Origin of the sequence: Croceibacterium segetis (assembly GCF_011320115.1) — a bacterium.
Taxonomy (GTDB): domain Bacteria; phylum Pseudomonadota; class Alphaproteobacteria; order Sphingomonadales; family Sphingomonadaceae; genus Croceibacterium_B; species Croceibacterium_B segetis.
In genome coordinates this window covers 1-23,920 of the sequence record NZ_JAANOZ010000003.1, presented here as the reverse complement: position 1 = coordinate 23,920, position 23,920 = coordinate 1, and the positions used below count along the sequence as shown (strand labels likewise).

Here is a 23,920-nt window from a genome sequence, read left to right as displayed (position 1 = left end):
GCCGTGATCGCCGCCTGGCCCAGCCCCGCGGGCGAGGAATACGCCTTGGCGTTCGACAAGCACCGCTCGCGCCGCGTGCTGGTGCTGCCCGCCTGGTTCGACGAGAGCAACAAGCTGCGGCACTTCGCCGTCGAGGTCATGCGTCGGCTCGACGGTGCGGGCGTCGACAGCTTCCTCCCCGACTTGCCCGGCTGCAACGAAAGCCTCGCACCTCTCGAGGCTCAGACGCTCGCGAGCTGGCGCGCCGAGGCAGCGGAGGCCTCGGCGTATTTTTCGGCCACGCACGTCCTGGCCGTGCGCGCCGGAGCAATGGTCGCGCCCGAGGCGCTGCCGGGTTGGCGCTACGCGCCGCTTGCGGGCAGCTCGCAGCTTCGCGGACTGCTTTGCGCCCGCGTCCTGTCCTCACGCGAAGCAGGCCGCGACGAGAACCGCGAAGCGCTGCTTGCCGAGGGGCGCGACCGCGGGCTGGAGCTGGGCGGCTACCGCCTTGGGGCAGCGATGATCGGGGATCTCGAGGCAGCCGACCTGCCGCAGGCGGCTCAACAGCGCGATGTCGCGCAAGGGGACCTCGGCGGCGCCGGTCTGTGGCTTCGCGCCGAGCCCGACCACGATTCCAGGCAAGCCGATGCATTGGCAGCGATCATCGCGGTGGAGCTCCTCGCGTGAACCGGCGGCATTTCACGTTCGCCTGTGGGGGAAGTGCCCTCGCCGCGACCCTGGATGAAGCCGCGGCGGTCAACGGGCTGCTCATCGTCACCGGCGGCAACGAAATCCGCGCCGGGGCTTTCTCAAGCCAGGCCGAGCTTGCCTCGCGCATTTCCGCCGCCGGCCACCCCGTGCTGCGCTTCGATCGCCGCGGCGTAGGCGACAGCGAGGGCGTTAACTTTGGCTTCCGCCACTCGGCCGAGGATATCGCGGCCGCGCTCGCGGCATTCCGCGCGCATTGCCCGGCGCTCGAGCGGGTGATCGCGTTCGGCAATTGCGACGCCGCGAGCGCGCTGATGCTGGCGGGCGGCGCGGGCTTCGATGGGCTCGTGCTGTCCAATCCGTGGACTTTCGAGAACGATCGTTCCGACGCCCCGCCGCCGCCCTCGGCCATCCGCGCGCGCTATGCCGAGAAGCTGAAGAATCCGCGCGAACTGCTGCGTCTCTTCACCGGCAAGGTGAACCTGGCGAAGCTCGCCCGCGGCCTCGTTAGCGCCTCAACCAGGCAGCCAGCCCCAAGCGGCTTGGCCGAGATGATGACGCAGGGCCTGGCTCGCTTCGCCGGGCCTGTGCGGTTGCTGATCGCCGAGCGCGATCGGACCGGGCAGGCCTTCCTGGCCGGCTGGGACCCGAACGATCCCCGGCTCCAGCGCTGCGCCGGAGCCGATCACGCTTATTCCGACGAGGGCTCGCACGAGTGGCTGATCGGGCACGTTCTCTCGGCGCTAACGGACGAATAAACTCGCCAGCTCGACATGGGTCGACCAGCGGAACTGGCCGACTGGGCGCAACTCGACGAGACGGTACCCGGCGGCCACCAGGGTAGCCGCATCACGGGCCCAGCTCGACGGATTGCAGCTGATGTAGACCACCCGCGCCACACCGCTCGAGGCGATCTGTGCGACCTGCTCGCGCGCGCCTGCCCTCGGCGGATCGACCACCACTCCGTCGAAACCGCGCAGCTCGTCGCCTCGCATCGGATTGCGGAACAGGTCGCGGTGCACCGCTTCGATCGGCCGTTTCGCCCGCGCCGCCGCCTGCCGGCAGGCGAGGTGTGCCTCACGCGCGGCTTCGGCCGCGACGACCGGGGCGTCGAGCGCAAAGGCAAAGGTCCCGAGACCCGAAAAGAGATCCGCCACCCTTGCGGCGCCGGTGAGCCAATCGGACGCCGCCCCGGTGAGCGCTTCCTGTCCATCGCGCGTTGCCTGGAGGAACGCACCGCTCGGGAACGCCACCGGCACGCCCGACAGCGTCACGGTTACAGGTTCGGGCTCCCAGAACGTCTCGGGTCCATATCCCTGATCGAGCATCAGCCGGGCAAGCCGCTGCTCGCGGCAGAACTCGAGCAGCCCCTCGGTTTGCTCCAACCCTTCGATCTCCATGCCCGAAACCGCGCAATCGACGCCCTGGTCGGTCAACGTCAGCTCGATGTTCAAGGCATATTTCCCGCGCCGGCCGCCGAGCGTCCGCCGCAGCGGCTCGACAAGCGCGAACAGCTCGGGCGCCAGCACATGGCATTCGCGCATGTCGACGATCCGGTGCGAGCCCGCCTCGCGAAACCCAATTAGCGGCCGGCCGCCCCCGTTGGTCGCGTGCAAGGTCGCGCGTCGGCGGGTGCGCGGTGGCGAGAGGTGCACCGACGCGATAGTTTCGGGCACCAGCCCCTGCCCCTCGGCCGCATTGACCGCGCGGTCACGCGCGAAGGCCGCCAGCGACTGCTCATCCAGATGCTGCAGCTGGCACCCGCCGCAAGTACCGAAGTGGCGGCACGGCGGGACGGCGTGGTGCGGCCCTGGCAACAATGCGCCGTCGGAGCCGACGGTGTCGCCCGGTGCCGAAAACGCCACGTGCCGCCCCGAAGCGGTGACGCCGTCGCCCTTGGCGGCGACGCGGACGATCTCTTCGGGCTCGTTCACAGCGCCGCGGCGTAAGCGCGAGAGACCGCCTTGGCCAGTTCGGAAGCGAGGAACGCCGGGCCGGCCAGTCGCGCGGCCTCGCCGTGCAGCCAGACCGCTTGGCAAGCGGCATCGAACGGATCGTGAATGGCTGCGAGGCGGCTCGCGATCGCTCCCGCCAGGACATCCCCCGTGCCGGCGACAGCGAGCCAGCTGCTCGGCGAAGGCGCAAGGACGACACGCCCATCGGGTGTTGCGATCACCGTGTCGGGCCCTTTGGCGACCACCACCGCCCGCGCCGCCCCTGCCAGTGCCTGGGCCCGAGCGACTTTGCCCTCAGCCTCGATGGCGAAGCTCGTGGCCAGGCGGTCCATCTCACCGGCGTGCGGCGTCAGAATCAGCGCGGCCGAGCGCCTCTCGATCAGGTTGGGCGTAAGCAGCGTGAGGGCGTCGGCATCGGCGACGGTCGGCAAATCGGCCTGCAGAACGCTCGCGAGGCGTTCTTTGGCCCCGTCGTCCAGGCCAAGACCAGGGCCGACGAGCACAGCATTGGTTCGCTTCTCTTCGAGCAGTTCCGCCAGCGGCTGGTCCTTGAGCACGACATCCGGCGCCACCGAAGGGTGCGGATGCGTCGACGAGAGCCGCACCGCGCCGGCGCCCGCTCTCAGCGCTCCTTCGCAGGCGAGCATCGACGCGCCGGCCATTCCGCCGCCGACGACGAGCACCAGTCCGCGCGTGTACTTGTGAGCATCGGCGGGGGGCGCGGCGAAACGGGGGCGAGCGAGCAGGGTCGCCGCGCCGCCAACGGCATCCACGCCGATCGCCACCAGCCGTCGGTCGCCCATCCGCTCCATCGCCGGCATGAGCCAGTGCGCGAATTTCCACGCGCCGAGAGCCACGGTCAGGCCGTAATGGGGCAGGTCCTCGTCGAGGAGCGCTCCGCTGTCGCTCGCGACGCCACTCGGCAAGTCGATCGCGACGCGATAGTGATGATGGCGCGCAAGCTCGCGCACAAGGTCGGCAAACTCCGCCCCAAGCGGCCGCGTGAGTCCACTTCCGAACAGGCAGTCGACGAACACGCCGCCCTTGCCGCCTTCGGCCAAGGTTCCGCCGTAAGCGGCTCTGGCCCGTTGCGCGGCGCCCGTCTTCGGCTCCATCGGCGCGACGACCGTCACTGCCAGCCCGCGCCGCCGCAAGGCCTCTGCGATCACGTAGCCATCACCCCCGTTGTTGCCGGGTCCGCACAGCACGGTCACCGGACGCCCGGCGGCGACGCGCCAGACCCATTCGGCGGCGCCCCCGCCGGCGATCTGCATCAAGCTGTCGACCGTGTCGCCGCCCGCAATCAGCGCCTCTTCGGCGGCGCGCATCTGCGCCACGGTGAGGACCTGGCTGCAGGTAGGCAAAACGGCGTCAGATGTCCGCATAGACGTGGGTTTCCGCCGCCGCGCCGGGGTGCGTTACCGCGCCCTTGCGCGCCGGGCCGACTTGCTGGGCGTACTTCCACAACGCGCCCGACTGGTAGTCGTTTCGGCGCGGCTGCCAGACCGCGCGCCGCTGTTCGAGCACTTCGGGAGCGACTTCGATCTCGATCGTCCCGGCTTCGGCGTCGATCGAAATAATATCGCCGTCCTCTACCAGCGCGATCGGTCCGCCGTCGGCCGCTTCGGGGCCGACGTGGCCGATGCAAAAGCCGCGCGTGGCGCCCGAAAAGCGCCCGTCGGTGATCAGCGCGACCTTCTCGCCCATGCCCAGGCCATACAGCGCCGCGGTGGTCGAGAGCATCTCGCGCATGCCCGGGCCGCCCTTGGGGCCTTCGTAGCGGATGACGATGACCTCACCTTCGCGGATGTCGCGGTTCTCGACGGCAACGAAAGTGTCCTCTTCGCAGTCGAACACCCGCGCCGGGCCGGAGAATTGCAGGCGGTGCATGCCGGCGACCTTGACGATCGCCCCGTCGGGCGCGAGCGAGCCGCTCAGGCCGACCACGCCGCCGGTGGGGGTGATCGGCGTCTTCGCGTCGTAGATCACCTGCTGGTCGGGGTTCCAGGTGACCTCGTCGATGTTCTCGCCAAGCGTCCTGCCCGTCACCGTCAGGCAATCGCCGTGAAGCAGGCCTTCGGCGAGCATCGTCTTCATCAGCATGTAGACGCCGCCGGCCTCGTACATGTCGCGCGCGAGGTATTGCCCGCCGGGCTGGAGGTCGGCGCAATAGGGCGTGGTCTTGAAAATCTCGGCGACGTCGAACAGGTCGAACTCGATTCCCGCCTCGTGCGCCATCGCCGGCAAGTGCAGCGCGCCGTTGGTCGAGCCGCCGGTCGCGGCGACGATCCGCGCGGCGTTCTCGAACGCCTCGCGGGTGCAGATGTCGCGCGGGCGGATGTTGCGCTCGAGCAAGATCATCACCTGGCGGCCCGCGGCGATCGCAATATCCTCACGACTTTCGTAAGGAGCCGGGACCATATTGCTGTTTGGCAACGATAATCCGATGGCCTCACCCACGCAGGCCATGGTGTTGGCGGTATATTGCCCACCGCACGCGCCGTGGCCCGGGCAGGCGACCTTCTCGAGCGCGATCAGTTCGCTCAGCGGGCAGGCACCAGCGGCGTAGCGACCGACCACCTCGAACACGTCTTTAACGCTGACGTCCTTGTCATGGAAACGGCCGGGGAGGATCGAGCCGCCGTAGACGAAGATCGACGGCACGTTGAGCCGCAGCATCGCCATCATCATGCCCGGCAGGCTCTTGTCGCAGCCGGCGAAGCCGACCAGCGCGTCGTAGCAGTGCCCGCGCATCGACAGCTCGATCGAATCCGCGATCACCTCGCGACTGGCAAGCGAGCTTTTCATGCCTTGGTGGCCCATGGCGATACCATCGGTCACGGTGATCGTGTTGAACCGCCGCGGCATTCCCCCGCCTTGCTCCACACCCACGCGGCAAATATCGGCCTGCGCGTTCAGCGTGGTGTTGCACGGGGCGCTGTCGTTGCCGGCGGAGGCGATGCCCACGAAGGGTCGGGCGATCTCTTCCTCGGTCAGGCCCATCGCATAATAATAGCTGCGATGGGGCGCGCGCTCGGGGCCGACCGAAACGTGCCGGCTGGGCAGACGGGACTTGTCGAAACGATTGCTCATCGGGGTTCCATGATACGATAAATTGCGCGAGCGCCCTGCCCTCATGGCAGGTCGAGCGCAACCCTGTTGGCAATGCGCGCCAGCCGCTCGGCCCACGCAGCCTGCCCGGCCGCGTCGCCGATCAGGTCCTGGCGGATCTCGATCCCGAAATAAGGCCGCCCGTGGGCCTCGGCGTGTCGGTTCATCGTCGCGTTGAGCAACTTGCCCGAATAGGGCTGCTGGTCGCCGACCATCAGCCCTTCCGCCTCCAGCAGCGGGATCGCCAGGCGCGCGCCACGTTCGTCGGCGTTGTAGAGCACCCCGCAATGCCAGGGCCGTTGCTCCTCTGGGCGGCTGGTGAGCGACGGCGTGAAGCTGTGCAGCGAGACGATCAGGCGCGGCGGGGCACGCTCGAGGAGCCCGGCGAGCGCGTCATGATACGGCCGAAAGAAGCGTTCAAGCCTGTCCTCGCGGCCCTCGACATCGAACAGGTTCCCGGGAATTGCGTGACCGTCGCTCGAATGGGGAACGACCGCCGGCGCGTCCTCGTCGCGGTTGCAGTCGCATACCAGGCGGCTGACGTTAGCGAGGAACGCCGCGAATCCGGGCCGCTCGGCTATCCCCTGCGCCACTCCGGCGACGCCGATGTCGATGGCGACGTGCTCGTCCAATAGCGCCCGGTCGATGCCGAGGTCGATGTCCTCGGGCACGCGGTTCGAGGCATGGTCGGAAACGACCAGGATTCCTCCGTTCCGGGGCTCGCCCGCAATGCAGAACGCTTCCTCACAAATCATCGCAACTTGCCCTGCATCTGCCACCAGCCGGGATGCTCGGAAGCGAGCTTTTCCGCTGCATTCTGAATGACTTCATGACTTCGGTAGAGCGCGAAGCAGGTCGCTCCGGAACCGCTCATGCGGACGAGATCGGCATCGGTTTGCCGCAAGGCGGCGAGCACATCGGCAATTGGCGGACAGAGCGAGATCGCCGCCGTTTCGAGGTCGTTGCGGCCCGCCGTCGCGATCTGCGAAACAGTCCCCTCAGGCAGCGGCCCGCGATCTTCGCGATTCCAGCCAGCGAAGACCGCGGAAGTGGCGAGCGGCGCGCGCGGATTGACCAGCAGAACCTGGGTGCCGACCCAGTCGTTCTCGATCGGCTCCAGATCGGTCCCCGTCCCGCGCCCAAGGCAGGCGACGCTTTCCACGCAAGCTGGCACATCGGCGCCGAGCTTCGCCGCCCGCGCGCGCCAGTCGTCGGGCAGGCCGAATTCTTCCCGCACAATTCGGAACACCGCGCCCGCGTCGGCGGAACCACCACCGAGCCCGGCGGCAACCGGCAAGTTCTTTTCCAGCACCACCGCCAGCCCGCCCGTATGAGGCAACGACGTCAAAGCCTTCGCGACGAGATTTCCAAATGGATCAGTCAGTTGTGAGGCGAATTCGCCGACAACCGTCAACTCATCTCGGTCGCTGCGTCGTGCCGTCAACTCGTCACCGGCGTCAACGAAGGCGAACAGCGTTTCGAGCTCGTGATAGCCGTCCGCGCGATTGCCGCGCACATGCAGCGCGAGGTTGATCTTCGCGTAGGCGGTTTCGCGCATCACATGTTCGGGTAGTTGGGCCCGCCGCCGCCTTCGGGCGTGACCCATTCGATGTTCTGGGTCGGGTCCTTGATGTCGCAAGTCTTGCAGTGGACGCAGTTCTGGGCGTTGATCACCAAGTGGGGCTCGCCTTCTTCGGCGCCGACGAATTCGTAGACCCCGGCCGGACAGTAACGCGCCTCGGGCCCGGCGTAGAGCGGCCAGTTGATCCGCTCGGGCACCGTCGGGTCCTTGAGCACCAGGTGGCAGGGCTGGTCCTCGAGGTGGTTGGTACCCGAAAGGAACACCGACGAGAGCCGGTCGAAGCTGATCCTGGCGTCGGGCTTGGGATAGACGATCGGCTGGTAGAGGTCCGCCCGCCGCGTGGTCTCGGCGTCGGTGTGGTGCTTCATCGTGAATGGCAGTCGCAGCTTGAGCGTGCGCAGCCACATGTCGGCGCCGGCAAACAGGGTGCCGAGCGCGCCGCCGAACTTCGCCACCAGCGGCTGGGCGTTTTTCACCAGCTCGAGCTCGTCGGCGATCCAGCTAGAGCGGACGGCTTGATCGTACTCGGACAGCTCGGCCCTCTCGCGCCCGCTCGCGAACGCGGCGGCCACCGCTTCGGCGGCGAGCATGCCGCTCTTCATCGCCGTATGGGTGCCCTTGATCCGCGGCACGTTGACGAACCCGGCCGCGCAGCCGATCAGCGCGCCGCCGGGGAACGCCAGCTTCGGCACGCTTTGCCAGCCGCCCTCGTTGATCGCTCGCGCGCCGTAAGCCACGCGCTTGCCACCCTCGATCACCGCGCGGATCGCCGGGTGCTGCTTCCAGCGCTGGAATTCCTCGAACGGGCTGACGTAAGGATTGGCGTAGTCGAGCGCGGTCACGAACCCGAGCGCCACCTGTCCATTCGCCTGGTGGTATAAAAACCCCCCGCCCCAGGTGTCGCTCTCCGACAGCGGCCAACCTTGCGTGTGCACTACCCGGCCCGGCTGATGCCGTTCGGCAGGAATGTCCCACAACTCCTTTATTCCAAGGCCATAGACTTGCGGCTCGCTTTTCGCATCGAGCGCGAAATGCGCCTTCATCCGCTTGGTCAGGTGACCCCGCGCTCCTTCGGCGAACAGCGTGTACTTGGCGTGCAGCTCCATGCCCGGCTGGTAATCGGACTTGTGCGAACCATCGGCGGCGACGCCCATATCCTGCGTTGCCACGCCCATGACCGCGCCGCTCTCGTCGAACAGCACCTCGCAGGCCGGGAAGCCGGGGAAGACCTGCACGCCGAGCGCCTCGGCCTGCTCCGCCAGCCAGCGGCACAACATGCCGAGCGAGCCGGTGTAGTTGCCCTTGTTCGACATCAGCGGCGGCATCGCGAGGTGCGGCAGCGACCACTTCCCGCTTCGGGTGAGCACCCAGTGGTGATTTTCGGTCACCGGCACCTGCGCGAGCGGGCAGGTCTGGCGCCAATCGGGCAGCAGCTCGTCGAGCGCGCGCGGGTCGATCACCGCGCCCGAGAGGATGTGCGCGCCGACTTCGGAGCCCTTTTCGAGCACCACGACCTCGAGCGCCTCGTCGAGCTGCTTGAGCCGGATCGCCGCGGCGAGGCCAGCGGGGCCGGCGCCGACGATGACGACATCGACGGGCATCGATTCGCGGTCACTCACAGGATCGGCCCCAGATGGTCACAACGCATGCCCGGGGCTTGCTAGCGGGGCGCGGCAAGGTCAAGACCTGCGACCGGACGATGAACACGCGCTCCCCACCCACGCTCGCCGAGCAACTGGCCGCCGCGCACGACTGGTGGCGCGAAGCCGGGGTCGACAGCCAGTTCGCCGACGAGCCGCGCAACTGGCTCGAGCGACCGCTGGAAAAGCCCGCCGAAGCCCCGCAAGCGGCCGCTCCGGTCAAGCTCGCCGCACCGACCCTGCCTCCGTTCGGCGGTCCGCCGCCGAGCTGGCCGCAGACGCTCGCCGAATTCGCGCCCTGGTGGATCGCCGGCGAACAGCTCGATACCGGCGGCTCCGGCCCGCGCCTCGCCCCGCGGGGTATGGCGGGCGCCGAGCTGATGATTCTCGTGCCGATGCCCGAGGAGGCCGACCGCGACCGCCTGCTCTCCGGGCAGCAAGGACAGCTGATCGCCAACATGCTTGCGGCGATGGGCATTGCCGAGGACGCCGCCTACCTCGCCTCCGCCTTGCCCCGCCACGCGCGTCATCCTGACTGGCAGGCGCTGGCCGATCGCCAGCTCGGCGAGATCGTCGCACATCACGTCAACCTCGTCGCCCCGAAGCGCCTGCTGGTGCTCGGGCGGGCCATGCTGCCGCTCTTCGGGCACGATCCGGCGCAAGCCGGTGCAAATCCGCGCCGAATTGAGGTTCAAGGCTGCGGGGCGCCGGCTCTGGCGAGCTTCGGCCCGGAAGCGCTGCTGCACACGCCGCGTTTCCGTGCCGGGCTGTGGCGGGGCTGGCTGGAATGGACGGGAGGAGCCGAGTGAGGATGGCGTCGGCGGCCGTCGTGGCCGCGATCGCACTGGCCGGTGCCGTCCCGGCGCAGGCCAACAGCTCGCGCGATTACTTTGTCGCGCGCACTACCCGGCAACTGCCACCACAACTCGACCCCGCCGAGCGCGACTATTACCGCCAGCTGTTCGCGGCGATCGACGCGCAGGACTGGGGCAAGGTCCAGGCGCTGTTCGCCCAGAAGGAGCACGGGCCGCTCCACCATGTGGCCCGCGCCGAATACTACCTCGCCAAGAATTCCCCCAAGGTCACCCTCGAGCAGATCCAGGACTGGATGGACAAGGGCCGCCGCCTGCCCGAGGCCGCGCAGCTCGGCCGCCTCGCGCTTACCCGCGGCGCCACCCAGCTGCCCGACATTCCCCAGGAACAGACGTTTTACCGTCGCGGTTCACCTCCCCTGCGGGTCCGGCCGCGGTCGGTCGAAGACGGGACGATGCCGGCGGACGTGCGCCAGGCCATTCTCGACCGCATCACCAACGACGATCCCGATGCGGCGCGCGCGTTGCTCGACGGAGTGGACGCGCTTCTGAGCGGCGACGCCCGCGCCGAATGGCGCCAGCGGGTCGCCTGGAGCTATTACATCGAGAACCGCGACCCGCAGGCGCTGGCGATCGCCCAGACCGTCTCCGACGGAAGCGGCGCGTGGGTGGCCGAGGGCGACTGGGTCGCCGGCCTCGCCGCCTGGCGGATGGGCGACTGCGCCACGGCCGGCGCTTCGTTCGAGCGCGCCGCCGCGCGATCGACCAACGCCGAGCTGCGCAACGCCGCATTCTACTGGGCAAGCCGCTCCGCCCTGCGCTGCCGTCAGCCGGAGCGAAGCGCGCAGCTGCTCCGCGCGGCCGCGGTTAACGACGAAACGCTGTACGGAATGCTTGCCGCCGAGCAGCTCGGGCGCAGCCTTCCCGATCTGGCCGGGCGCGCCGATTTCACCGAAAGCGACTGGAAACGCATCAAGGACAGCGACAATGTCCGTGTCGCCATCGCTCTGACCGAGATCGGCCGCGATGACCTCGCCAGCCAGGTCCTGATCCACGAGGCCAAGCTCGCCGACGCCAAGGACTTCGCTCCGCTCTCGCGCCTCGCCCGCGAGCTTGGGCTACCGCAGACGCAACTCTACCTGGCCTACAACGCCCCGGCCGGTGCCAGTCCCGATCCGGCCGCGCGCTACCCCGCGCCGAAGTGGGCGCCGGTCGGCGGGTGGCAGGTCGACCCAGCGCTCGCTTTCGCCCACACGTTGCAGGAATCGGCGTTCCGCGGCCGGGCGATCAGCCCGGCGAGTGCGCAGGGCCTGATGCAGATCACTCCGATCACCGTGCGCGAGTTCGCCCCGCGTCTCGGCCTCAGCGCCAGCCAGGTGGACATCTTCGATCCCGGTACCAACCTCGCCTTCGGCCAGCAGAACCTCAAGATGCTGCGCGACAGCGCGGCGACCCAGGGTGAGCTGCCCAAGATCATGGCCGCCTACAACGCCGGACTGTCGCCGGTCACCCGCTGGAACAGCCAGGTCAACGATCAGGGCGACCCGTTGCTGTACATGGAATCGATTCCCTATTGGGAGACGCGCAGCTACGTCGCCACGGTGATGCGCAATTACTGGATGTACGAACGGCAGGCCCAGGCGCCTTCGGCCACCCGCGTCGCGCTGGCCGAAAACGCGTGGCCGATGTTTCCGGATGCTGAGCAGGACCGGAGCGGACGGGTTTACCTGAGCGCGCACAAGGACTGACATGGCGATCGACGAAAGCCGCACCTTCCGCCCGATCAACATCGCGCTGCTGACGATTTCCGACACCCGCGGACCCGAAGAGGACACCTCGGGCGACCTGCTCGCCGGGCGGATCCAGGGCGCCGGCCATAAACTCATCGAGCGCGCGATCGAGCGCGACGACGTCGAGACGATCTACCGCCGCCTGGTCAGCTGGGCCGACGACCCTGCGATCGACGCCATCATCACCACGGGGGGCACCGGCCTGACCGGCCGCGACGTCACGCCCGAGGCGCTCGACCGGATCAAGGAAAAGGAGATTCCCGGCTTCGGCGAGTTGTTCCGCTGGGTCAGCTACCAGACGATCGGCACCAGCACCGTGCAGAGCCGCGCGCTTGCAGTGCTCGCCCGCGGAACCTACATCTTCGCCCTCCCCGGCTCGAACGGCGCGGTCAAGGACGGCTGGGACAGGATCCTCGCCGAGCAGCTCGACAGCCGCAACCGCCCCTGCAACTTCGTCGAGCTGATGCCGCGCCTGCGGGAGAAGTAGCCCCGGGGCTATCGTCTCGACGCGTCCTAGCCGTCGCCCGCCGCATTAGCCGTGGCCGCAGCCGATTTTCCTCGATATTTCAGCGCATCATTCGCGCAATCGGAGGATTCGGCATGGTCGAAGAACCGCGATTTCAACTCTCGGACATGCCGCCCGAGGCCTACAAGCACCTGCTGGCGATGGAGGGACTGATCGCCCGCAACGTCGAGCCGACACTCTATCACCTGATCAAGCTTCGCGCCTCGCAGATCAATGGCTGCGCCTTCTGCCTGCACATGCACACCGAGCAGGCGCTGCACCACGGCGAGAAGGTCGAGCGGATCACCGCGCTCGACGGCTGGCATGAATCGCCGCTGTTCTCGGACAAGGAGCGTGCGGCGCTCGCGTGGGCGGAAGAGATTACCCTGATCGCCGACACCGGCGCCTCGCGCGAGACGTTCGTGGCACTCAAGCCGCACTTCGGCGACGAGGAGATCACCTGGCTGATCCTCGCGGCGATGCAGATCAACAGCTGGAACCGCCTCGCCATCGCCACCCGCGCGCAATACGATCCCGGCGCCTTTGCCGTGACGATGGGCGCCAAGGCGGCCGAACCGGCCTAGCCTGCCGTGGATATTGCCGCCCGCACGGCGTCTCGTTAGGGGGACCGACCCCTAGCGACGGAAGCCCGCCTTGTACCTGACTCGATTCCTGTGCGGCGCTGCCGCGCTCGTCTTTGCCGCACCCGCCTTGGCCGACCACACCGGCCCCACCGGGGTCGGCAGCAGCGGCGGCGGGATCGACGTGCTGGGGCCCGATACGCTCGAGGCCGGGCGGCTCGCCCTGGGCCAGCAGACCACCGTGACCCTGCCCCAGGACCGCTCGGACGCCGAACTCGAGGCGCTCGCGGCGCAGCATATCCATGCCCACAACAGCGATTACACGCTGGGCGCGGCCGTAGGCGCCGCCTATGGCGTGACCGACCGGCTGACAATCTCGGTCCAGGTGCCTTACATCCGCCGCGACGGCTTGCGCGAAGGCGAGCATTCGCATTCGGGCGGGGTGACGACCAACGAAGTCTTCCCACTCGGCAGCGTGAGCGGATTCGGCGACATGAGCCTGCTCGCCAAGTACTCGCTGGCCGGCGGAGCGCTCGCGCTGATAGGCGGGATCAAGATGCCGACCGGCGGCACCCATTCGCATGCCCTGTCGGGCGAGCGGCTCGAGACCGAGCACCAGCCGGGCACCGGCAGCTGGGACCCGATCGCCGGCGCGGCGCTCGGCGTGCCTCTCGGCTGGGCCAAGCTCGATGCCAGCGTCCTCTATCAGCTCGCCCGCACGGGCGCACAGGCGACCCGGCTGGGCGACCGGCTGCAGGCGGGCGCGGCGCTGTCGCATCGCTTCGGCCCCGGCGAGCATCATCACGATGAGGAAAGCAAGGGGCGTCACGAGCACCAAGAGCACCACCACCCCTCGTGGGACCTGTTCACCTCGGCGACGATCGAATGGGAAGGCCGCCAGACGATCGCCGGCGCCGTCGAGGCGCAAAGTGGAGGTACAGCCCTGTGGCTGACACCGGGCGTGCGCTACAACTCGGCCGCGGAAATCGCGCTCGCCGCAGCGGTCGGCGTGCCCCTCTGGCAGGATGTTCGTCCCTCACACCCCGAGAACCGAGTGCGGCTGATTGTTTCGCTGGGGAAGGCGTTCTAGCGGCGATCCGGTTCCACCTGCCATTGAGCGCTATAGATGTTCCTGCTATGTTCCATCCATGGAACGCAGCAAGGATCCTGCCGTCGGCGGCCGCGGGGCGCAGTCGGGCGCGGTGCCGTCGCGCTTCGGGCTGGCGAGCCGCGAGGCCGACGGCGACTGGCGCGATCACGTCGCTTTGCTCGATGGCGACCCGCCGAAGCTGCGGACCACGGTGACCGAGGAGCATCCCAAGACCATCCTCACTTTCAACCAGTCGCCCGACATCGGGTTCGACCGCTCGATCAACGCATATCGGGGCTGCGAGCACGGCTGCATCTATTGCTTTGCCCGGCCCAGCCACGCGTTCCACGACCTCTCGCCCGGCCTCGATTTCGAGACCAAGCTGTTCGCCAAGCCCGACGCGGCAAAACTTTTGCGGGCGACCCTGGCCAAGCCCAAATACAAGCCGCGGCCGATCGCGATGGGCACCAACACCGACCCCTACCAGCCGATCGAGCAGCGTTATCGCATCACTCGCCAGGTGCTCGAGGTGTGCCTCGAGACGCGCCATCCGTTGACGATCACCACCAAGTCGGCGCGGGTGCTGCGCGATCTGGACCTGCTGGGGGAGCTGGCCAGGCTCAATCTTGTCGCGGTGGCGGTTTCGGTCACCACGCTCGACCCCAAGCTTTCGGGTAAGCTCGAACCGCGCGCCTCCGCCCCGGCCAAGCGGCTCGACGCGCTGAACAAGCTCGCCTCGGCGGGCATTCCCGCGCATTGCTCGATCGCCCCGGTGATTCCGGCGATCACCGACGAGTTCATGGAGGCGATCGTCGCCCGCGCCGCCGCGCTCGGCGTGCCCAGCGCCGGGTGGATCCCGCTGCGCCTGCCATTCGAGGTCGCACCGCTGTTCCGCGAGTGGCTGTCGGTCCATTTTCCCGAGCGCGGCGACAAAGTCATGAGCATCGTCCGCTCGATCCGCGGCGGTCGCGACAACGACCCGGACTTCTTCACCCGGATGAAGCCCACGGGCGTGTGGGCGGAGTTGTTCCGCGCCCGCTTCCGCCTCGCCTGCAAGCGCGCCGGGCTCAACAAGCAACCCTTCGAACTCGATTGCAGCCAGTTCCGCCCGCCGGAAAGCGGCGGACAGTTGCGGCTGCTATGACATCATTCCAACATCATGAAGATTGCGAAAGCCAGCAGGGTCCCGCCGACGAACAGGACCCACGACCAGTAGAACCCGAAGCCCTCGATGACGAAGTGATGGACACTGGCGGCGCCGCCTGTGCCACCGGCATGGCCGACCACCGCGCTGATCACGCCCGACAGGATCGCTCCCAGAACGATCGCCTTGAGGAATGCGAACATCAGCCGTCCTCCCGCCCAGCGCTTCTACCGCGAAGCGCCCGGCCGCATCAAGCCACCAGCTTGAGATGGGCCTGGGCCCGCCGGGTGGTTAGGGCAATGTTGGCCAGGCCGTCTATGTGCGCCAGGCGCTCGGCCAGTTCGCCGTCGATGTCGAAGTCGCGGCCGAGACGGACGAGCGGATCGCTCCCCTCGCCGATGCGCAGCCGGGCGAGCACTTCACCGCGCCCCGGCTCGCCGTCGGTCAGCGCCAGGCGCAGCTCCTGCAACGCCTCTGGGGTGAGCACCTCGAGGGTCAGCAGCATGCGCGCGTCGTTGCGCACTTCGGCCAGCGGCCGCGCGCCGCGCACCGTCACCCGCGGCGGCTCGTCGGGGCTCGGGGCGTCGAGCTCGACGTTGAGCAGCACACACGTGCCGTCCGCCGCCCAGCGCTGGAAGCTGTCGACCAGGCTCTCCTCGAAGCAGGCGGCGCTGAACTGGCCCGAGCTGTCGGAGAAGTCGGCGCGGATGAACTCTCCCCCGCGTCGGGTGCGGCCCTTGCTCACGCCCTCGACCAGCGCCGCCATCACCGCCGGCTGGCGCCCGCCGCCCGCCACGCCGCTTTCCATCAGCGAAGCGAAGGAACGCGCGCCGTTGGCGCTGGCAACCGCGCGGAAGCCCTCGACCGGATGCGCCGCGAAGTAGAACCCGAAGTTCTCGCGCTCGGCGGCCATCTGCTCGGTGCGGGTCCATTCGGCGGTCTCGGCGAGGCGCAGCGACGGCTCGTGGTGGTCCTCCCCGCCGAACAGCCCGTGCTGGCCACTCTCGCGCTCGCGCACCGCGGTCTCGGCGACCGACAGCAGCAGATCGGCGTTGGCGAGCACCTTCGCCCTGTTGGGCTCGAGGCAGTCGAAAGCTCCCGCCCCGGCGAGCCCTTCGATAGCGCGCCGATTCATCGCCCCCGGCGGCATGCGCCGGAACAAGTCCTCGAGGCTGGCGAACTCGCCCGCCCGGCGGCGCTCCTCGACCACCTGCTCCATCGCCTTCTCACCGACGTTGCGGATGCCGGCGAGCGCATAGCGCACCGCGTGGCCTTCCTCGGTCGGCTCGACCGAGAATTTGGCCTCGCTCTTGTTGATGTTCGGCCCGAGCAGCGCCACGCCGCTCCGGCGCATGTCGTCGACGAACACCGCCAGCTTGTCCGACTGGTGCATGTCGAAGCACATCGAGGCGGCATAGAACTCATGCGGATAGTGCGTCTTGAGCCACGCGGTCTGGTAGCTCAGCAGCGCGTAGGCGGCGGCGTGCGACTTGTTGAAGCCGTAGCCGGCGAACTTGTCGATCAAGTCGAACAGCTCGTTGGCCTGCCGCGCCTCGATCGCGCTGACCTCCTTGCAGCCGTCGACGAAGCGCTGCCGCTGAGCGTCCATCTCCGCCTGGACCTTCTTGCCCATCGCCCGGCGCAGCAGGTCGGCGTCACCGAGCGAGTAGCCGGCGAGAATCTGCGCCGCCTGCATCACCTGCTCCTGGTAGACGATGATGCCGTAGGTTTCGGCGAGAACACCTTCGAGCTTGGGATGCGGATACTCGATCGCCTCGAGCCCGTTCTTGCGCCGGCCGAACAGCGGGATGTTGTCCATCGGGCCCGGACGATAGAGCGCACCGAGCGCGATGATGTCGTCGAACGTGGTCGGCTTCACCGCCGCCAGCGTGCGGCGCATGCCTTCGGATTCGAGCTGGAACACGCCGACGGTGTCGCCGCGCTGGAGCAGCTTGTAGACCTCGGGATCGTCCCACGGCAGGCTGGTCAGGTCGACTTCTATTCCGCGCCTGGCCAACAGCTCAATCGCCCGGTGCAGTACCGACAAGGTCTTGAGACCGAGGAAGTCGAACTTGACCAGCCCGGCGGTCTCGACATCCTTCATGTCGAACTGGGTTACCGGCATGTCCGAGCGCGGATCGCGATAAAGCGGGACCAGCTGGCTGAGCGGCCGGTCACCGATGACCACGCCGGCGGCGTGGGTCGAGCTGTTGCGCGGGAAGCCTTCGAGCTGCATCGCCAGGTCGAGCAGCCGCTTGACCTCGTCGTCGTTGTCGTACTCGCGCTTGAACTCGCTGACGCCGTTAAGCGCGCGCGGCAGGGTCCAAGGGTCGGTCGGGTGGTTCGGGACCATCTTGCAGAGCCGGTCGACGTGGCCGTAGCTCATCTGCAGGATGCGGCCCGTATCGCGCAGCACCGCCCGCGCCTTGAGCTTGCCGAAGGTGATGATCTGGGCAACCTTGTCCTGGCCGTAGCGTTCCTGCACGTAACGGATCACCTCACCCCGGCGGGTTTCGCAGAAGTCGATGTCGAAGTCCGGCATCGACACGCGCTCGGGATTGAGGAAACGCTCGAACAGGAGCCCTAGCCGGATCGGATCTAGGTCGGTGATCGTCAGCGACCAGGCGACCACCGAGCCCGCGCCCGAGCCGCGACCCGGCCCCACGGGAATGCCGCGCGCCTTGGCCCACTTGATGAAGTCGGCAACGATCAGGAAGTAGCCTGGGAAGCCCATCCCGGCGATGACGCCGATCTCGTATTCGAGCCGATCTTCATAAACTTTGCGCTCCTCGTCGGCGAGGTCGGCGTAGGGGGCCAGCCGCGCGGCGAGACCGGCGCGGGCATCCTCCGCCAGCAGCTTTGCTTCGCCTTCGACATCGCCGGCGAGGCTCGGGAGGATCGGATTGCGCTTCGGCGGCGCGAAGGCGCAGCGCTGGGCAACAACCAGAGTGTTCTCGACCGCCTCGGGCAGGTCGGCAAACAGCTCGGCCATCATCGGCGCCGACTTCACGAAGGCCTGCGGGTTGGAACGCGGCCGCTCGGCGCTGTCGATGTGCGTCGAATGGGCGATGCACAGCATGGCATCGTGCGCCGCGTGCATGTGGGGCTCGGCGAAGTTCGCCGGATTGGTCGCGACCAGAGGCAAGTCGGCGGCGTACGCGAGATCGATGAGGCCGGTTTCGGCCGCTTCCTCGACCGCGTTGCCGCGCCGCGCAAGTTCGACGTAGAGCCGGCCGGGAAACAGCCCGGCAAGCCGTTCGGCCACTGCGCGGGCGCGGTCGGACTTCGCTTCGGCAAGCAGCCGGGTCACCGCGCCTTCGGCCGCGCCGGTGAGCGCCATCAAACCCTCGGTGCGCCCCTCGAGATCGGCCAGCGATACATGCGGATCGAGCTCGAGCGGCCGTTCGAGGTGTGCGCGACTGACGAGGTGGCAGAGATTTTGCCACCCGGTCTCGTCCTGCGCGTAGAGCGGCAGGTAATCGATCAGCTCACCGTCGCCGCGCGCGACCCCGAGCAGGGTGCCGACAATCGGTTGCACGCCTTCGCCGGCACAGGCCTTGGCGAACGCCATCGCGCCATAGAGACCGTTGCGGTCGCAGATCGCGATCGCGGGAAAGCCGCGCTGCTTGGCGAGCCGCGCGATCGCCTTGGGATCGATCGCCCCCTCGAGCATCGAATACGACGACAGGACGCGCAGAGGGACGAACGGGGCGAAAGCCATCGCGCAAATGTGTTATGCCCTCGCGCGCCAATCAAGCTATGATCGGTCGGTCGCTGGGGAAAAGCCGCCGCTCTCGCCGTCGCGCCCGTCGCAACGGTCAGCGCGCCGGGACGCAACGGGGGAGGACCATGAAAGACATCACGCAGCAAAACAGTCCGGCACCGGGGCTGGCCGAGAGAGCCAAGGCGATGCTCGTCACGCCGAAGGAGGAGTGGCCGAAGGTCGCCAGCGAAAGCGATTCCGTGCGGGACGTGTTCATGCGCTACGTCGTTCCGCTCGCGGCGATCGGGCCGATTTGCGGATTCATCGGCGGTCAGCTGTTCGGCTTCGGCATCCTCGGCTTCCGCTATCATCCGACGCTGGTCGCCGGACTGTCGACAGCGATAACCGGCTACGTTCTTGCCCTGCTGTCGATATTCGTGGTGGCCTGGGTGGCGAACTTTCTCGCCGATAAGTTCGGCGGACAGGAAAACTTCCCGCGCGCGTTCCGCCTATGCGCTTATTCGTTCACGGCCGCGTGGGTCGTCGGGCTGGTCCAGATTCTGCCCACGCTGGGCATTCTCGGCTTGCTCGGGCTTTACAGCCTATACCTGTTCTATCTCGGCGCCTCGCCGATGATGGGCGTCCCGCGGGACAGGGCGACCGGATACACCGCGGTGACCCTGGTGGCGGCAATCGTCGTCTACCTCGTGGTCGGGGCCATCGCGGCGGCAGTGACCGGGGCCTTCGGCACAGTTGCGGCGGAGACGGCTCGAAATGACGGCACCGGCACCGTCGAGATGACCCTTCCCGGCTATGGCAAGGTGAAGGTCGAGAACAACGGAGACAAGCAGACGATCGAGGTTCCGGGAATGGGCACGATCCACGTCACCAAGGATGGCGACACGGTGAAAATCGATGGCCGCGACATCAAGGCCGAGGTGAAGGACGCCAACTCCGGCGGCTAGCTGCGCGCGGATCTAGGGAGTGGCGGCCTTGTGCGGCCGGTAGACGAAGTCGAAACTGGTCTGCCAGGTTAGCCCGTGGTCGGCGGAAAATTCGCCGAACTGACGCACCGCGTTTCCCTCGACCCGGGAATAGCTCATGCGCGTCAGCCCGTCCTCGCCTTTCGGGCCGGACTTCGGCCACCAACCGGTGAGCACCATCTTGCCGTCGACCAGGCCCCCGTCGAAATCGACCCGGCCGGGCGCTGAGCCGATCCACGTCTGGTGCCAGCGGCCTGTGGCTGGCTCGAACTCGCTGAGGCTGCCGCCACCGGTTCCCTTCAGCGGCATCCAGTTTTCGCGGATCGCGCAGCCGCCGTAGAGCTTCTCGATGCGGCTGTGGGCGACAAGCGTGTCCTTGCCGCTGGGATAGACGTCCCATTCGCCGATCCAGAAGTCGAATGCAGCGAAGTCGGGTGCCGTGCACGGTGGCGTCGGAGGCGGACTGGCTGCGGCAGCCTGCGAGACAAGCAGCGCGGCGACGACGGCAAGCATATCCCTTCCTCCTTCTTTTACTGGAGCACGCCCTCGTGCAGCCGGACGATGCGGTCCATCTTGCGCGCAAGGCGCTCGTTGTGCGTGGCGATGAGCGCGGCACTGCCTTGCCCACGGACCAGCTCGAGAAACTGCGCCAGCACCTTGTCGGCGGTGAGTTCGTCGAGGTTACCGGTCGGCTCGTCGGCGAGCACCAGCTGCGGCCGGTTGGCCAGCGCGCGGGCGACAGCGACGCGTTGCTGCTCGCCGCCGGAAAGCTGGCTCGGCCGGTGATCGAGGCGCTGCGACAGGCCAAGCGCGCCGAGCAGCTCGCGCGCGCGCTCGGTTGCCGTCGCGCGATCCTTGCCGGCAACCAGCTGTGGCAAGATGACGTTCTCTTCGGCATTGAAGTCCGGCAGCAGGTGGTGGAACTGATAGACGAAGCCCAGGTGATTGCGGCGCAGCTCGGTGCGGCCGCGACTCTCGAGTTTGCTGGCGTCGGTTCCGGCAATCTCGATGATGCCGCCGAAGCCGCCCTCGAGCAGCCCTACCGCCTGCAGCATGGTCGACTTCCCCGAGCCCGAGGGCCCGAGCAAACCGACGATCTCACCCGGGCGCATCTCCATGTTGACGCCGCGCAGGACCTCGATCCGAACCCCGCCCTGCTCGAAGCTGCGCGTGAGGCCGATCAAGCGGACGACCGCGTCACTCATAGCGAAGCACCTGCACCGGATCGGTGCTCGCCGCCTTCATCGCCGGGTAAAGCGTGGCGAGGAAGCTGAGGATCAGCGCCAACAGCACGATCATCGTCACTTCGACCGGGTCGGTCCGCGATGGCAGCTCGGTGAGGAAACGGATCGAAGGGTCCCACAGGTTCTCGCCGGTGAGGATCTCGATGACATGGACGATGGGCTGGCGGAAGATCAGCACAACCGCGCCGAGGATCAAACCGGCCACCGTGCCGATCGCGCCGATCGTGAAGCCGACCGTGACGAAGACCTTGAGCAGGCTCTTCCGCGTTGCTCCCATCGTCCGCAGGATGGCGATGTCGCGGGTCTTCGAGCGGACAAGCATGATCAGCGAAGAAAGGATGTTGAACACCGCCACCAGCACGATGATCGAGAGCACGAAGAACATCGCCACCCGCTCGATCTGCAGCGCGTCGAACAGGCTGGCATTGATCGACTTCCAATCGTGGATTTCCGCCTGTCCCTGGAGTTTTCGGGCCAGCGGCGTCAGCGTCTCGCGCACGGTATCGGGGTCGGTCGTCTTGACTTCGATCATACTGATCGTGTCGCCGGTCAGCAGCAGGGTCTGGGCGTTGGGGATCGGCATGACCACGAACGCCTTGTCGTAGTCGTAGATGCCGATCTCGAAGATCGCGGTTACGGTGTAGCCGACCTGACGGGGCACGGTGCCGAACGGGGTCGCGCGGCCCTGCGGATTCCAGATCGTCAGCGTGTCGCCGATGCCGATGCCGAGGTTTTCGGCCAGCCGCGAGCCGATCGCAACGTCATCGAGATCGGGCCGCAGCGAATCGAGGTTGCCGCGCAGGACTTGCGGCTTCATCCGGGCGATGTCCTCGGCGGTATTGCCGCGCACGACGATCGCTTCTGCGCGGCCGTTGAAGGTCGCCAGCAGGGGCGTCTCGATGAGCGGGCTGGCACGGGTGACGCCGGGCGTGTCGCGAACTTCCTCGAGCACGTTTTGCCAGTTGCCAAGCCGGCCGCCGTACATCTGGATGATCGCATGGCCGTTGAGGCCGACGATCTTGTCGATCAGCTCGCCGCGAAAGCCGTTCATCACGCTCATCACGATGACCAGCGCGGCGACGCCGAGCATCACCGCGATCAGGCTGATCCCGGCGACGAGGGCGATGAACGCCTCGCCACGTCCCGGCAGCATGTAGCGCTTGGCGATCGTCCATTCGAAGGGGGAAAGGATCAAGCGGAGGCCCTTGGCTGCTCTTGGTGGTCGGCGTGTAGGAAGGCCAGCCTTGCGCTGCAATGAAAAAGGCCGGCCCTGAACGGACCGGCCCCGATGTGGTTCCGAACCTGTCAGGCGGCTTTCTGATGCAAATAGACGGCCCGCTCGTGCGAGAAGGCCTTGAACCCGAAGTAACCGTGGTAGCTGCCCATCCCGCTGCCGTTGACGCCGCCGAAGGGAAGCTGGTTTTCGAGGTAGTGCGAGAACACGCCGTTGACGGTGACGCCGCCGGAGGAGGTGCGGTCGAGCACCTTCTGCACATTGGCCTCGTTGTCGCTGTAGACGTAGAGCGCCAGCGGCTTGTCGCGCGCTTCGATGTACTCGATCACCTGGTCAAGGTTGTCGTAAGTCATCACCGGCAGGACGGGGGCGAAGATCTCTTCCTGGAGTATCTTCATCTGCGGGGTGACGTCGGTGAGCATCGTCGGATGGATCGTCAGGTCTTCCTCTTCAAGATCCCCCCCGACGGCCACTTTGGCGCCTTGCGCCACTGCGTCGTCGAACAGCGATTTGACCCGGGCGAAATTGCCCTTGTTGACGATTTGCGCGATCGATTCCTTGTTGATCTTGCCTTCCGCGTAGAGGTTCTCGGCTACCTTGGCCTTGAAACCCTGCACCAAGCGGTCCTTCTGGTCCTCGCGAACGAATACGTAGTCCGGACTGATGCAGGCCTGCCCGCCGTTGAACTGCTTGGCCCCGGCAAGGTCGGCGGCGATCTTGTCGATGTCCGCGCCTTCGTCGATGATGACCGGCGACTTTCCGCCGAGTTCGAGCGTCACCGTCGCCAGGTGCTTGGCGGCGGCCGCCATGACGATCTTGCCTACGCGCGTGCTGCCGGTGAAGAAGATGTGGTTGAACGGCAGCTCGAGCAGGGCCTCGGCCACGCTCACGTCGCCTTCGAACAGCGCTACTTCGTTCTCGTCGAAAACCTCGCGGACGATCTCGCCGGCGATGCGGGCGGTGTTCGGGCATAGATCAGTCAGCTTGACCATGCAGCAATTGCCCGCCGCGACGGCGGCGGCGAGCGGGCCGAAGACCAGACCGAGCGGGAAGTTCCACGGGCCGAGGATGAGGCACACACCGCGCGCCTCATAGACGATGAGGCCCTTGTCGTTGGGATTCATCGAGGGAGTGATCTCGGTCGGCTTCATCCACTCCTCGAGATTGTCGATGTTGCGCTGGATGTTGGCAGTGACGTTGAGCACCTCGGTGACGCGGATCTCGCCCTCGGGCTTGCGCGTGTCTTTGCGCACCGCCGCGATAATATCGTCGGCATGCGCCTCGACCGCGGCCTTGAGGCGGGCAAGCTTGGCCTTGCGCTCCTCGGCCTTGCTCGCCTTGACGTCCCACTGATGGGCCTGCTGCAACGCGAAGACGCGCGCGATTTCCTGGGTCATGTCGGCTGTTGGGGCGGTGCTGGCCATGGGACTTTCCTGTCTCGGATGAATGTGCCGCCCATATGGACGTTGCGAGCGAAAATGCCAGCTACTGGTCGCGGGCGACCCAGGTATGATTCTCGATCACGCCCGCGCGCACCGGCTTCCCGTGTTTGTCCTTCGCCGGCCGGAAGCGGAAGCGCTGTTCGATCAAACTGCAGGCGAGCCGGTCGAGCATGGGGTAGCCGCTCGAATGTTCCGCGCGGCATTGGCTGGCCCGCCCGTCAGGATTGACCCAGTAGAGCACCTCGACCGTCGCCTCCTGCCCCGGCGCCAGTACGCCCTCGGGCAAGTCGTCGTAGCGCAGCTCGCCGTGAGTGCGGCGCGGGCCGACAACCGCCGCGCCGTCGCCGGCACCGTTCCCCTCGCCGCCGAGGCCGCCGCCGCCGTTGCCGTCGCCGACGCCGCCGGCGCCCTGCCCCG

22 protein-coding genes are annotated in these 23,920 nt (G+C 67.5%); 9 read left to right on the top strand and 13 right to left on the bottom strand.

What is annotated here, in order from left to right:
• The first annotated feature begins 3 nt into the window (after nucleotides 1-3).
• Nucleotides 4-666, top strand: coding sequence for an alpha/beta hydrolase family protein (locus tag G7B69_RS03765; protein ID WP_166176270.1), 663 nt, complete (start codon nucleotides 4-6; stop codon nucleotides 664-666).
• Complete coding sequence (locus G7B69_RS03760; RefSeq protein ID WP_166176268.1) at nucleotides 663-1,445, top strand: hydrolase 1, exosortase A system-associated; 783 nt, start codon at nucleotides 663-665, stop codon at nucleotides 1,443-1,445. The genes G7B69_RS03765 and G7B69_RS03760 overlap by 4 nt, the downstream gene beginning before the upstream one ends.
• Here G7B69_RS03760 and G7B69_RS03755 read toward each other — a convergent pair.
• From G7B69_RS03755 to G7B69_RS03730, 6 genes are read right to left on the bottom strand one after another with little or no spacing between them, the layout of a single operon-like run.
• Nucleotides 1,431-2,621: a class I SAM-dependent RNA methyltransferase gene (locus tag G7B69_RS03755; protein WP_166176266.1), complete on the bottom strand. Its 1,191-nt coding sequence runs from the start codon at nucleotides 2,619-2,621 to the stop codon at nucleotides 1,431-1,433. The two genes, G7B69_RS03760 and G7B69_RS03755, sit on opposite strands and share 15 nt — an antisense overlap.
• Nucleotides 2,618-4,027: an NAD(P)H-hydrate dehydratase gene (locus tag G7B69_RS03750; RefSeq protein WP_166176264.1), complete on the bottom strand. Its 1,410-nt coding sequence runs from the start codon at nucleotides 4,025-4,027 to the stop codon at nucleotides 2,618-2,620. The genes G7B69_RS03755 and G7B69_RS03750 overlap by 4 nt, the downstream gene beginning before the upstream one ends.
• On the bottom strand, nucleotides 4,014-5,735 hold the full coding sequence (ilvD, locus tag G7B69_RS03745; RefSeq protein WP_166176262.1) for a dihydroxy-acid dehydratase: 1,722 nt from the start codon (nucleotides 5,733-5,735) through the stop codon (nucleotides 4,014-4,016). The genes G7B69_RS03750 and ilvD overlap by 14 nt, the downstream gene beginning before the upstream one ends.
• 41 nt (nucleotides 5,736-5,776) lie before the next feature.
• Nucleotides 5,777-6,508: an N-formylglutamate amidohydrolase gene (locus G7B69_RS03740; RefSeq protein WP_166176260.1), complete on the bottom strand. Its 732-nt coding sequence runs from the start codon at nucleotides 6,506-6,508 to the stop codon at nucleotides 5,777-5,779.
• Entirely contained in the window at nucleotides 6,505-7,311 is an 807-nt protein-coding gene (locus G7B69_RS03735) for a 4-(cytidine 5'-diphospho)-2-C-methyl-D-erythritol kinase (protein WP_166176258.1), read from the bottom strand. Before G7B69_RS03735 ends, G7B69_RS03740 begins: the two co-directional genes overlap by 4 nt.
• Nucleotides 7,311-8,954: an electron transfer flavoprotein-ubiquinone oxidoreductase gene (locus tag G7B69_RS03730; RefSeq protein WP_166176256.1), complete on the bottom strand. Its 1,644-nt coding sequence runs from the start codon at nucleotides 8,952-8,954 to the stop codon at nucleotides 7,311-7,313. The genes G7B69_RS03735 and G7B69_RS03730 overlap by 1 nt, the downstream gene beginning before the upstream one ends.
• A 14-nt stretch (nucleotides 8,955-8,968) precedes the next feature.
• Between G7B69_RS03730 and G7B69_RS03725 the strand changes: the two genes are divergently transcribed.
• From G7B69_RS03725 to G7B69_RS03700, 6 genes are all read left to right on the top strand, one after another.
• Complete coding sequence (locus tag G7B69_RS03725) at nucleotides 8,969-9,784, top strand: uracil-DNA glycosylase family protein (protein ID WP_166176254.1); 816 nt, start codon at nucleotides 8,969-8,971, stop codon at nucleotides 9,782-9,784.
• A 2-nt stretch (nucleotides 9,785-9,786) separates the two neighbouring features.
• The gene (locus G7B69_RS03720) at nucleotides 9,787-11,535 is read left to right on the top strand and encodes a lytic transglycosylase domain-containing protein (protein ID WP_243415017.1); all 1,749 of its coding nucleotides are present in this window, start codon (nucleotides 9,787-9,789) and stop codon (nucleotides 11,533-11,535) included.
• A 1-nt stretch (nucleotide 11,536) separates the two neighbouring features.
• The gene (moaB, locus tag G7B69_RS03715; protein WP_166176250.1) at nucleotides 11,537-12,064 is read left to right on the top strand and encodes a molybdenum cofactor biosynthesis protein B; all 528 of its coding nucleotides are present in this window, start codon (nucleotides 11,537-11,539) and stop codon (nucleotides 12,062-12,064) included.
• Nucleotides 12,065-12,177: 113 nt separating this feature from the next.
• Nucleotides 12,178-12,666 carry a carboxymuconolactone decarboxylase family protein gene (locus tag G7B69_RS03710; protein ID WP_207785943.1) on the top strand — a complete coding sequence of 163 codons (489 nt, stop codon included), beginning with the start codon at nucleotides 12,178-12,180 and terminating at the stop codon, nucleotides 12,664-12,666.
• A 70-nt stretch (nucleotides 12,667-12,736) separates the two neighbouring features.
• Nucleotides 12,737-13,753 carry a transporter gene (locus tag G7B69_RS03705; RefSeq protein WP_166176248.1) on the top strand — a complete coding sequence of 339 codons (1,017 nt, stop codon included), beginning with the start codon at nucleotides 12,737-12,739 and terminating at the stop codon, nucleotides 13,751-13,753.
• A gap of 58 nt (nucleotides 13,754-13,811) precedes the next feature.
• Nucleotides 13,812-14,897, top strand: coding sequence for a PA0069 family radical SAM protein (locus G7B69_RS03700; RefSeq protein ID WP_166176246.1), 1,086 nt, complete (start codon nucleotides 13,812-13,814; stop codon nucleotides 14,895-14,897).
• 2 nt (nucleotides 14,898-14,899) lie between these two features.
• Here G7B69_RS03700 and G7B69_RS03695 read toward each other — a convergent pair whose 3' ends face one another.
• Together G7B69_RS03695 and dnaE are read right to left on the bottom strand one after the other, a co-directional pair.
• Entirely contained in the window at nucleotides 14,900-15,100 is a 201-nt protein-coding gene (locus G7B69_RS03695) for a hypothetical protein (protein ID WP_166176244.1), read from the bottom strand.
• Between the two features lie 47 nt (nucleotides 15,101-15,147).
• A complete protein-coding gene (gene dnaE / locus G7B69_RS03690) occupies nucleotides 15,148-18,618 on the bottom strand; it encodes a DNA polymerase III subunit alpha (RefSeq protein ID WP_166176242.1) in 3,471 nt (1,156 codons plus the stop codon).
• Between the two features lie 128 nt (nucleotides 18,619-18,746).
• On the opposite strand from dnaE, the gene G7B69_RS03685 reads away from it, so the two are divergent.
• The gene (locus G7B69_RS03685; RefSeq protein WP_166176240.1) at nucleotides 18,747-19,565 is read left to right on the top strand and encodes a Yip1 family protein; all 819 of its coding nucleotides are present in this window, start codon (nucleotides 18,747-18,749) and stop codon (nucleotides 19,563-19,565) included.
• 12 nt (nucleotides 19,566-19,577) lie between these two features.
• Here G7B69_RS03685 and G7B69_RS03680 read toward each other — a convergent pair whose 3' ends face one another.
• From G7B69_RS03680 to G7B69_RS03660, 5 genes are all read right to left on the bottom strand, one after another.
• Entirely contained in the window at nucleotides 19,578-20,096 is a 519-nt protein-coding gene (locus tag G7B69_RS03680; protein ID WP_166176238.1) for a hypothetical protein, read from the bottom strand.
• Between the two features lie 17 nt (nucleotides 20,097-20,113).
• Nucleotides 20,114-20,788 (bottom strand): ABC transporter ATP-binding protein, encoded by a 675-nt coding sequence (locus tag G7B69_RS03675; protein ID WP_166176236.1) that lies wholly within the window; start codon nucleotides 20,786-20,788, stop codon nucleotides 20,114-20,116.
• On the bottom strand, nucleotides 20,781-22,022 hold the full coding sequence (locus tag G7B69_RS03670; protein WP_166176234.1) for a lipoprotein-releasing ABC transporter permease subunit: 1,242 nt from the start codon (nucleotides 22,020-22,022) through the stop codon (nucleotides 20,781-20,783). Before G7B69_RS03670 ends, G7B69_RS03675 begins: the two co-directional genes overlap by 8 nt.
• A gap of 110 nt (nucleotides 22,023-22,132) precedes the next feature.
• Nucleotides 22,133-23,509, bottom strand: a complete 1,377-nt coding sequence (locus G7B69_RS03665; protein WP_279323141.1) for an aldehyde dehydrogenase family protein — start codon at nucleotides 23,507-23,509, stop codon at nucleotides 22,133-22,135.
• Nucleotides 23,510-23,546: 37 nt separating this feature from the next.
• The coding region (locus tag G7B69_RS03660; protein ID WP_166176230.1) for an energy transducer TonB at nucleotides 23,547-23,920 on the bottom strand (374 nt) is incomplete at its 5' end.

What these genes read in the sequence shown, in the direction of transcription:
- G7B69_RS03675 (WP_166176236.1), bottom strand. Translation starts at nt 20,788, where the DNA reads ATGAGTGACGCGGTCGTCCGCTTGATCGGCCTCACGCGCAGCTTCGAG.
- G7B69_RS03735 (WP_166176258.1), bottom strand. Translation starts at nt 7,311, where the DNA reads ATGCGCGAAACCGCCTACGCGAAGATCAACCTCGCGCTGCATGTGCGC.
- G7B69_RS03710 (WP_207785943.1), top strand. Translation starts at nt 12,178, where the DNA reads ATGGTCGAAGAACCGCGATTTCAACTCTCGGACATGCCGCCCGAGGCC.
- G7B69_RS03720 (WP_243415017.1), top strand. Translation starts at nt 9,787, where the DNA reads ATGGCGTCGGCGGCCGTCGTGGCCGCGATCGCACTGGCCGGTGCCGTC.
- G7B69_RS03725 (WP_166176254.1), top strand. Translation starts at nt 8,969, where the DNA reads ATGGTCACAACGCATGCCCGGGGCTTGCTAGCGGGGCGCGGCAAGGTC.
- moaB (WP_166176250.1), top strand. Translation starts at nt 11,537, where the DNA reads ATGGCGATCGACGAAAGCCGCACCTTCCGCCCGATCAACATCGCGCTG.
- G7B69_RS03700 (WP_166176246.1), top strand. Translation starts at nt 13,812, where the DNA reads ATGGAACGCAGCAAGGATCCTGCCGTCGGCGGCCGCGGGGCGCAGTCG.
- G7B69_RS03695 (WP_166176244.1), bottom strand. Translation starts at nt 15,100, where the DNA reads ATGTTCGCATTCCTCAAGGCGATCGTTCTGGGAGCGATCCTGTCGGGC.
- G7B69_RS03680 (WP_166176238.1), bottom strand. Translation starts at nt 20,096, where the DNA reads ATGCTTGCCGTCGTCGCCGCGCTGCTTGTCTCGCAGGCTGCCGCAGCC.
- ilvD (WP_166176262.1), bottom strand. Translation starts at nt 5,735, where the DNA reads ATGAGCAATCGTTTCGACAAGTCCCGTCTGCCCAGCCGGCACGTTTCG.
- dnaE (WP_166176242.1), bottom strand. Translation starts at nt 18,618, where the DNA reads ATGGCTTTCGCCCCGTTCGTCCCTCTGCGCGTCCTGTCGTCGTATTCG.
- G7B69_RS03740 (WP_166176260.1), bottom strand. Translation starts at nt 6,508, where the DNA reads ATGATTTGTGAGGAAGCGTTCTGCATTGCGGGCGAGCCCCGGAACGGA.
- G7B69_RS03685 (WP_166176240.1), top strand. Translation starts at nt 18,747, where the DNA reads ATGAAAGACATCACGCAGCAAAACAGTCCGGCACCGGGGCTGGCCGAG.
- G7B69_RS03750 (WP_166176264.1), bottom strand. Translation starts at nt 4,027, where the DNA reads ATGCGGACATCTGACGCCGTTTTGCCTACCTGCAGCCAGGTCCTCACC.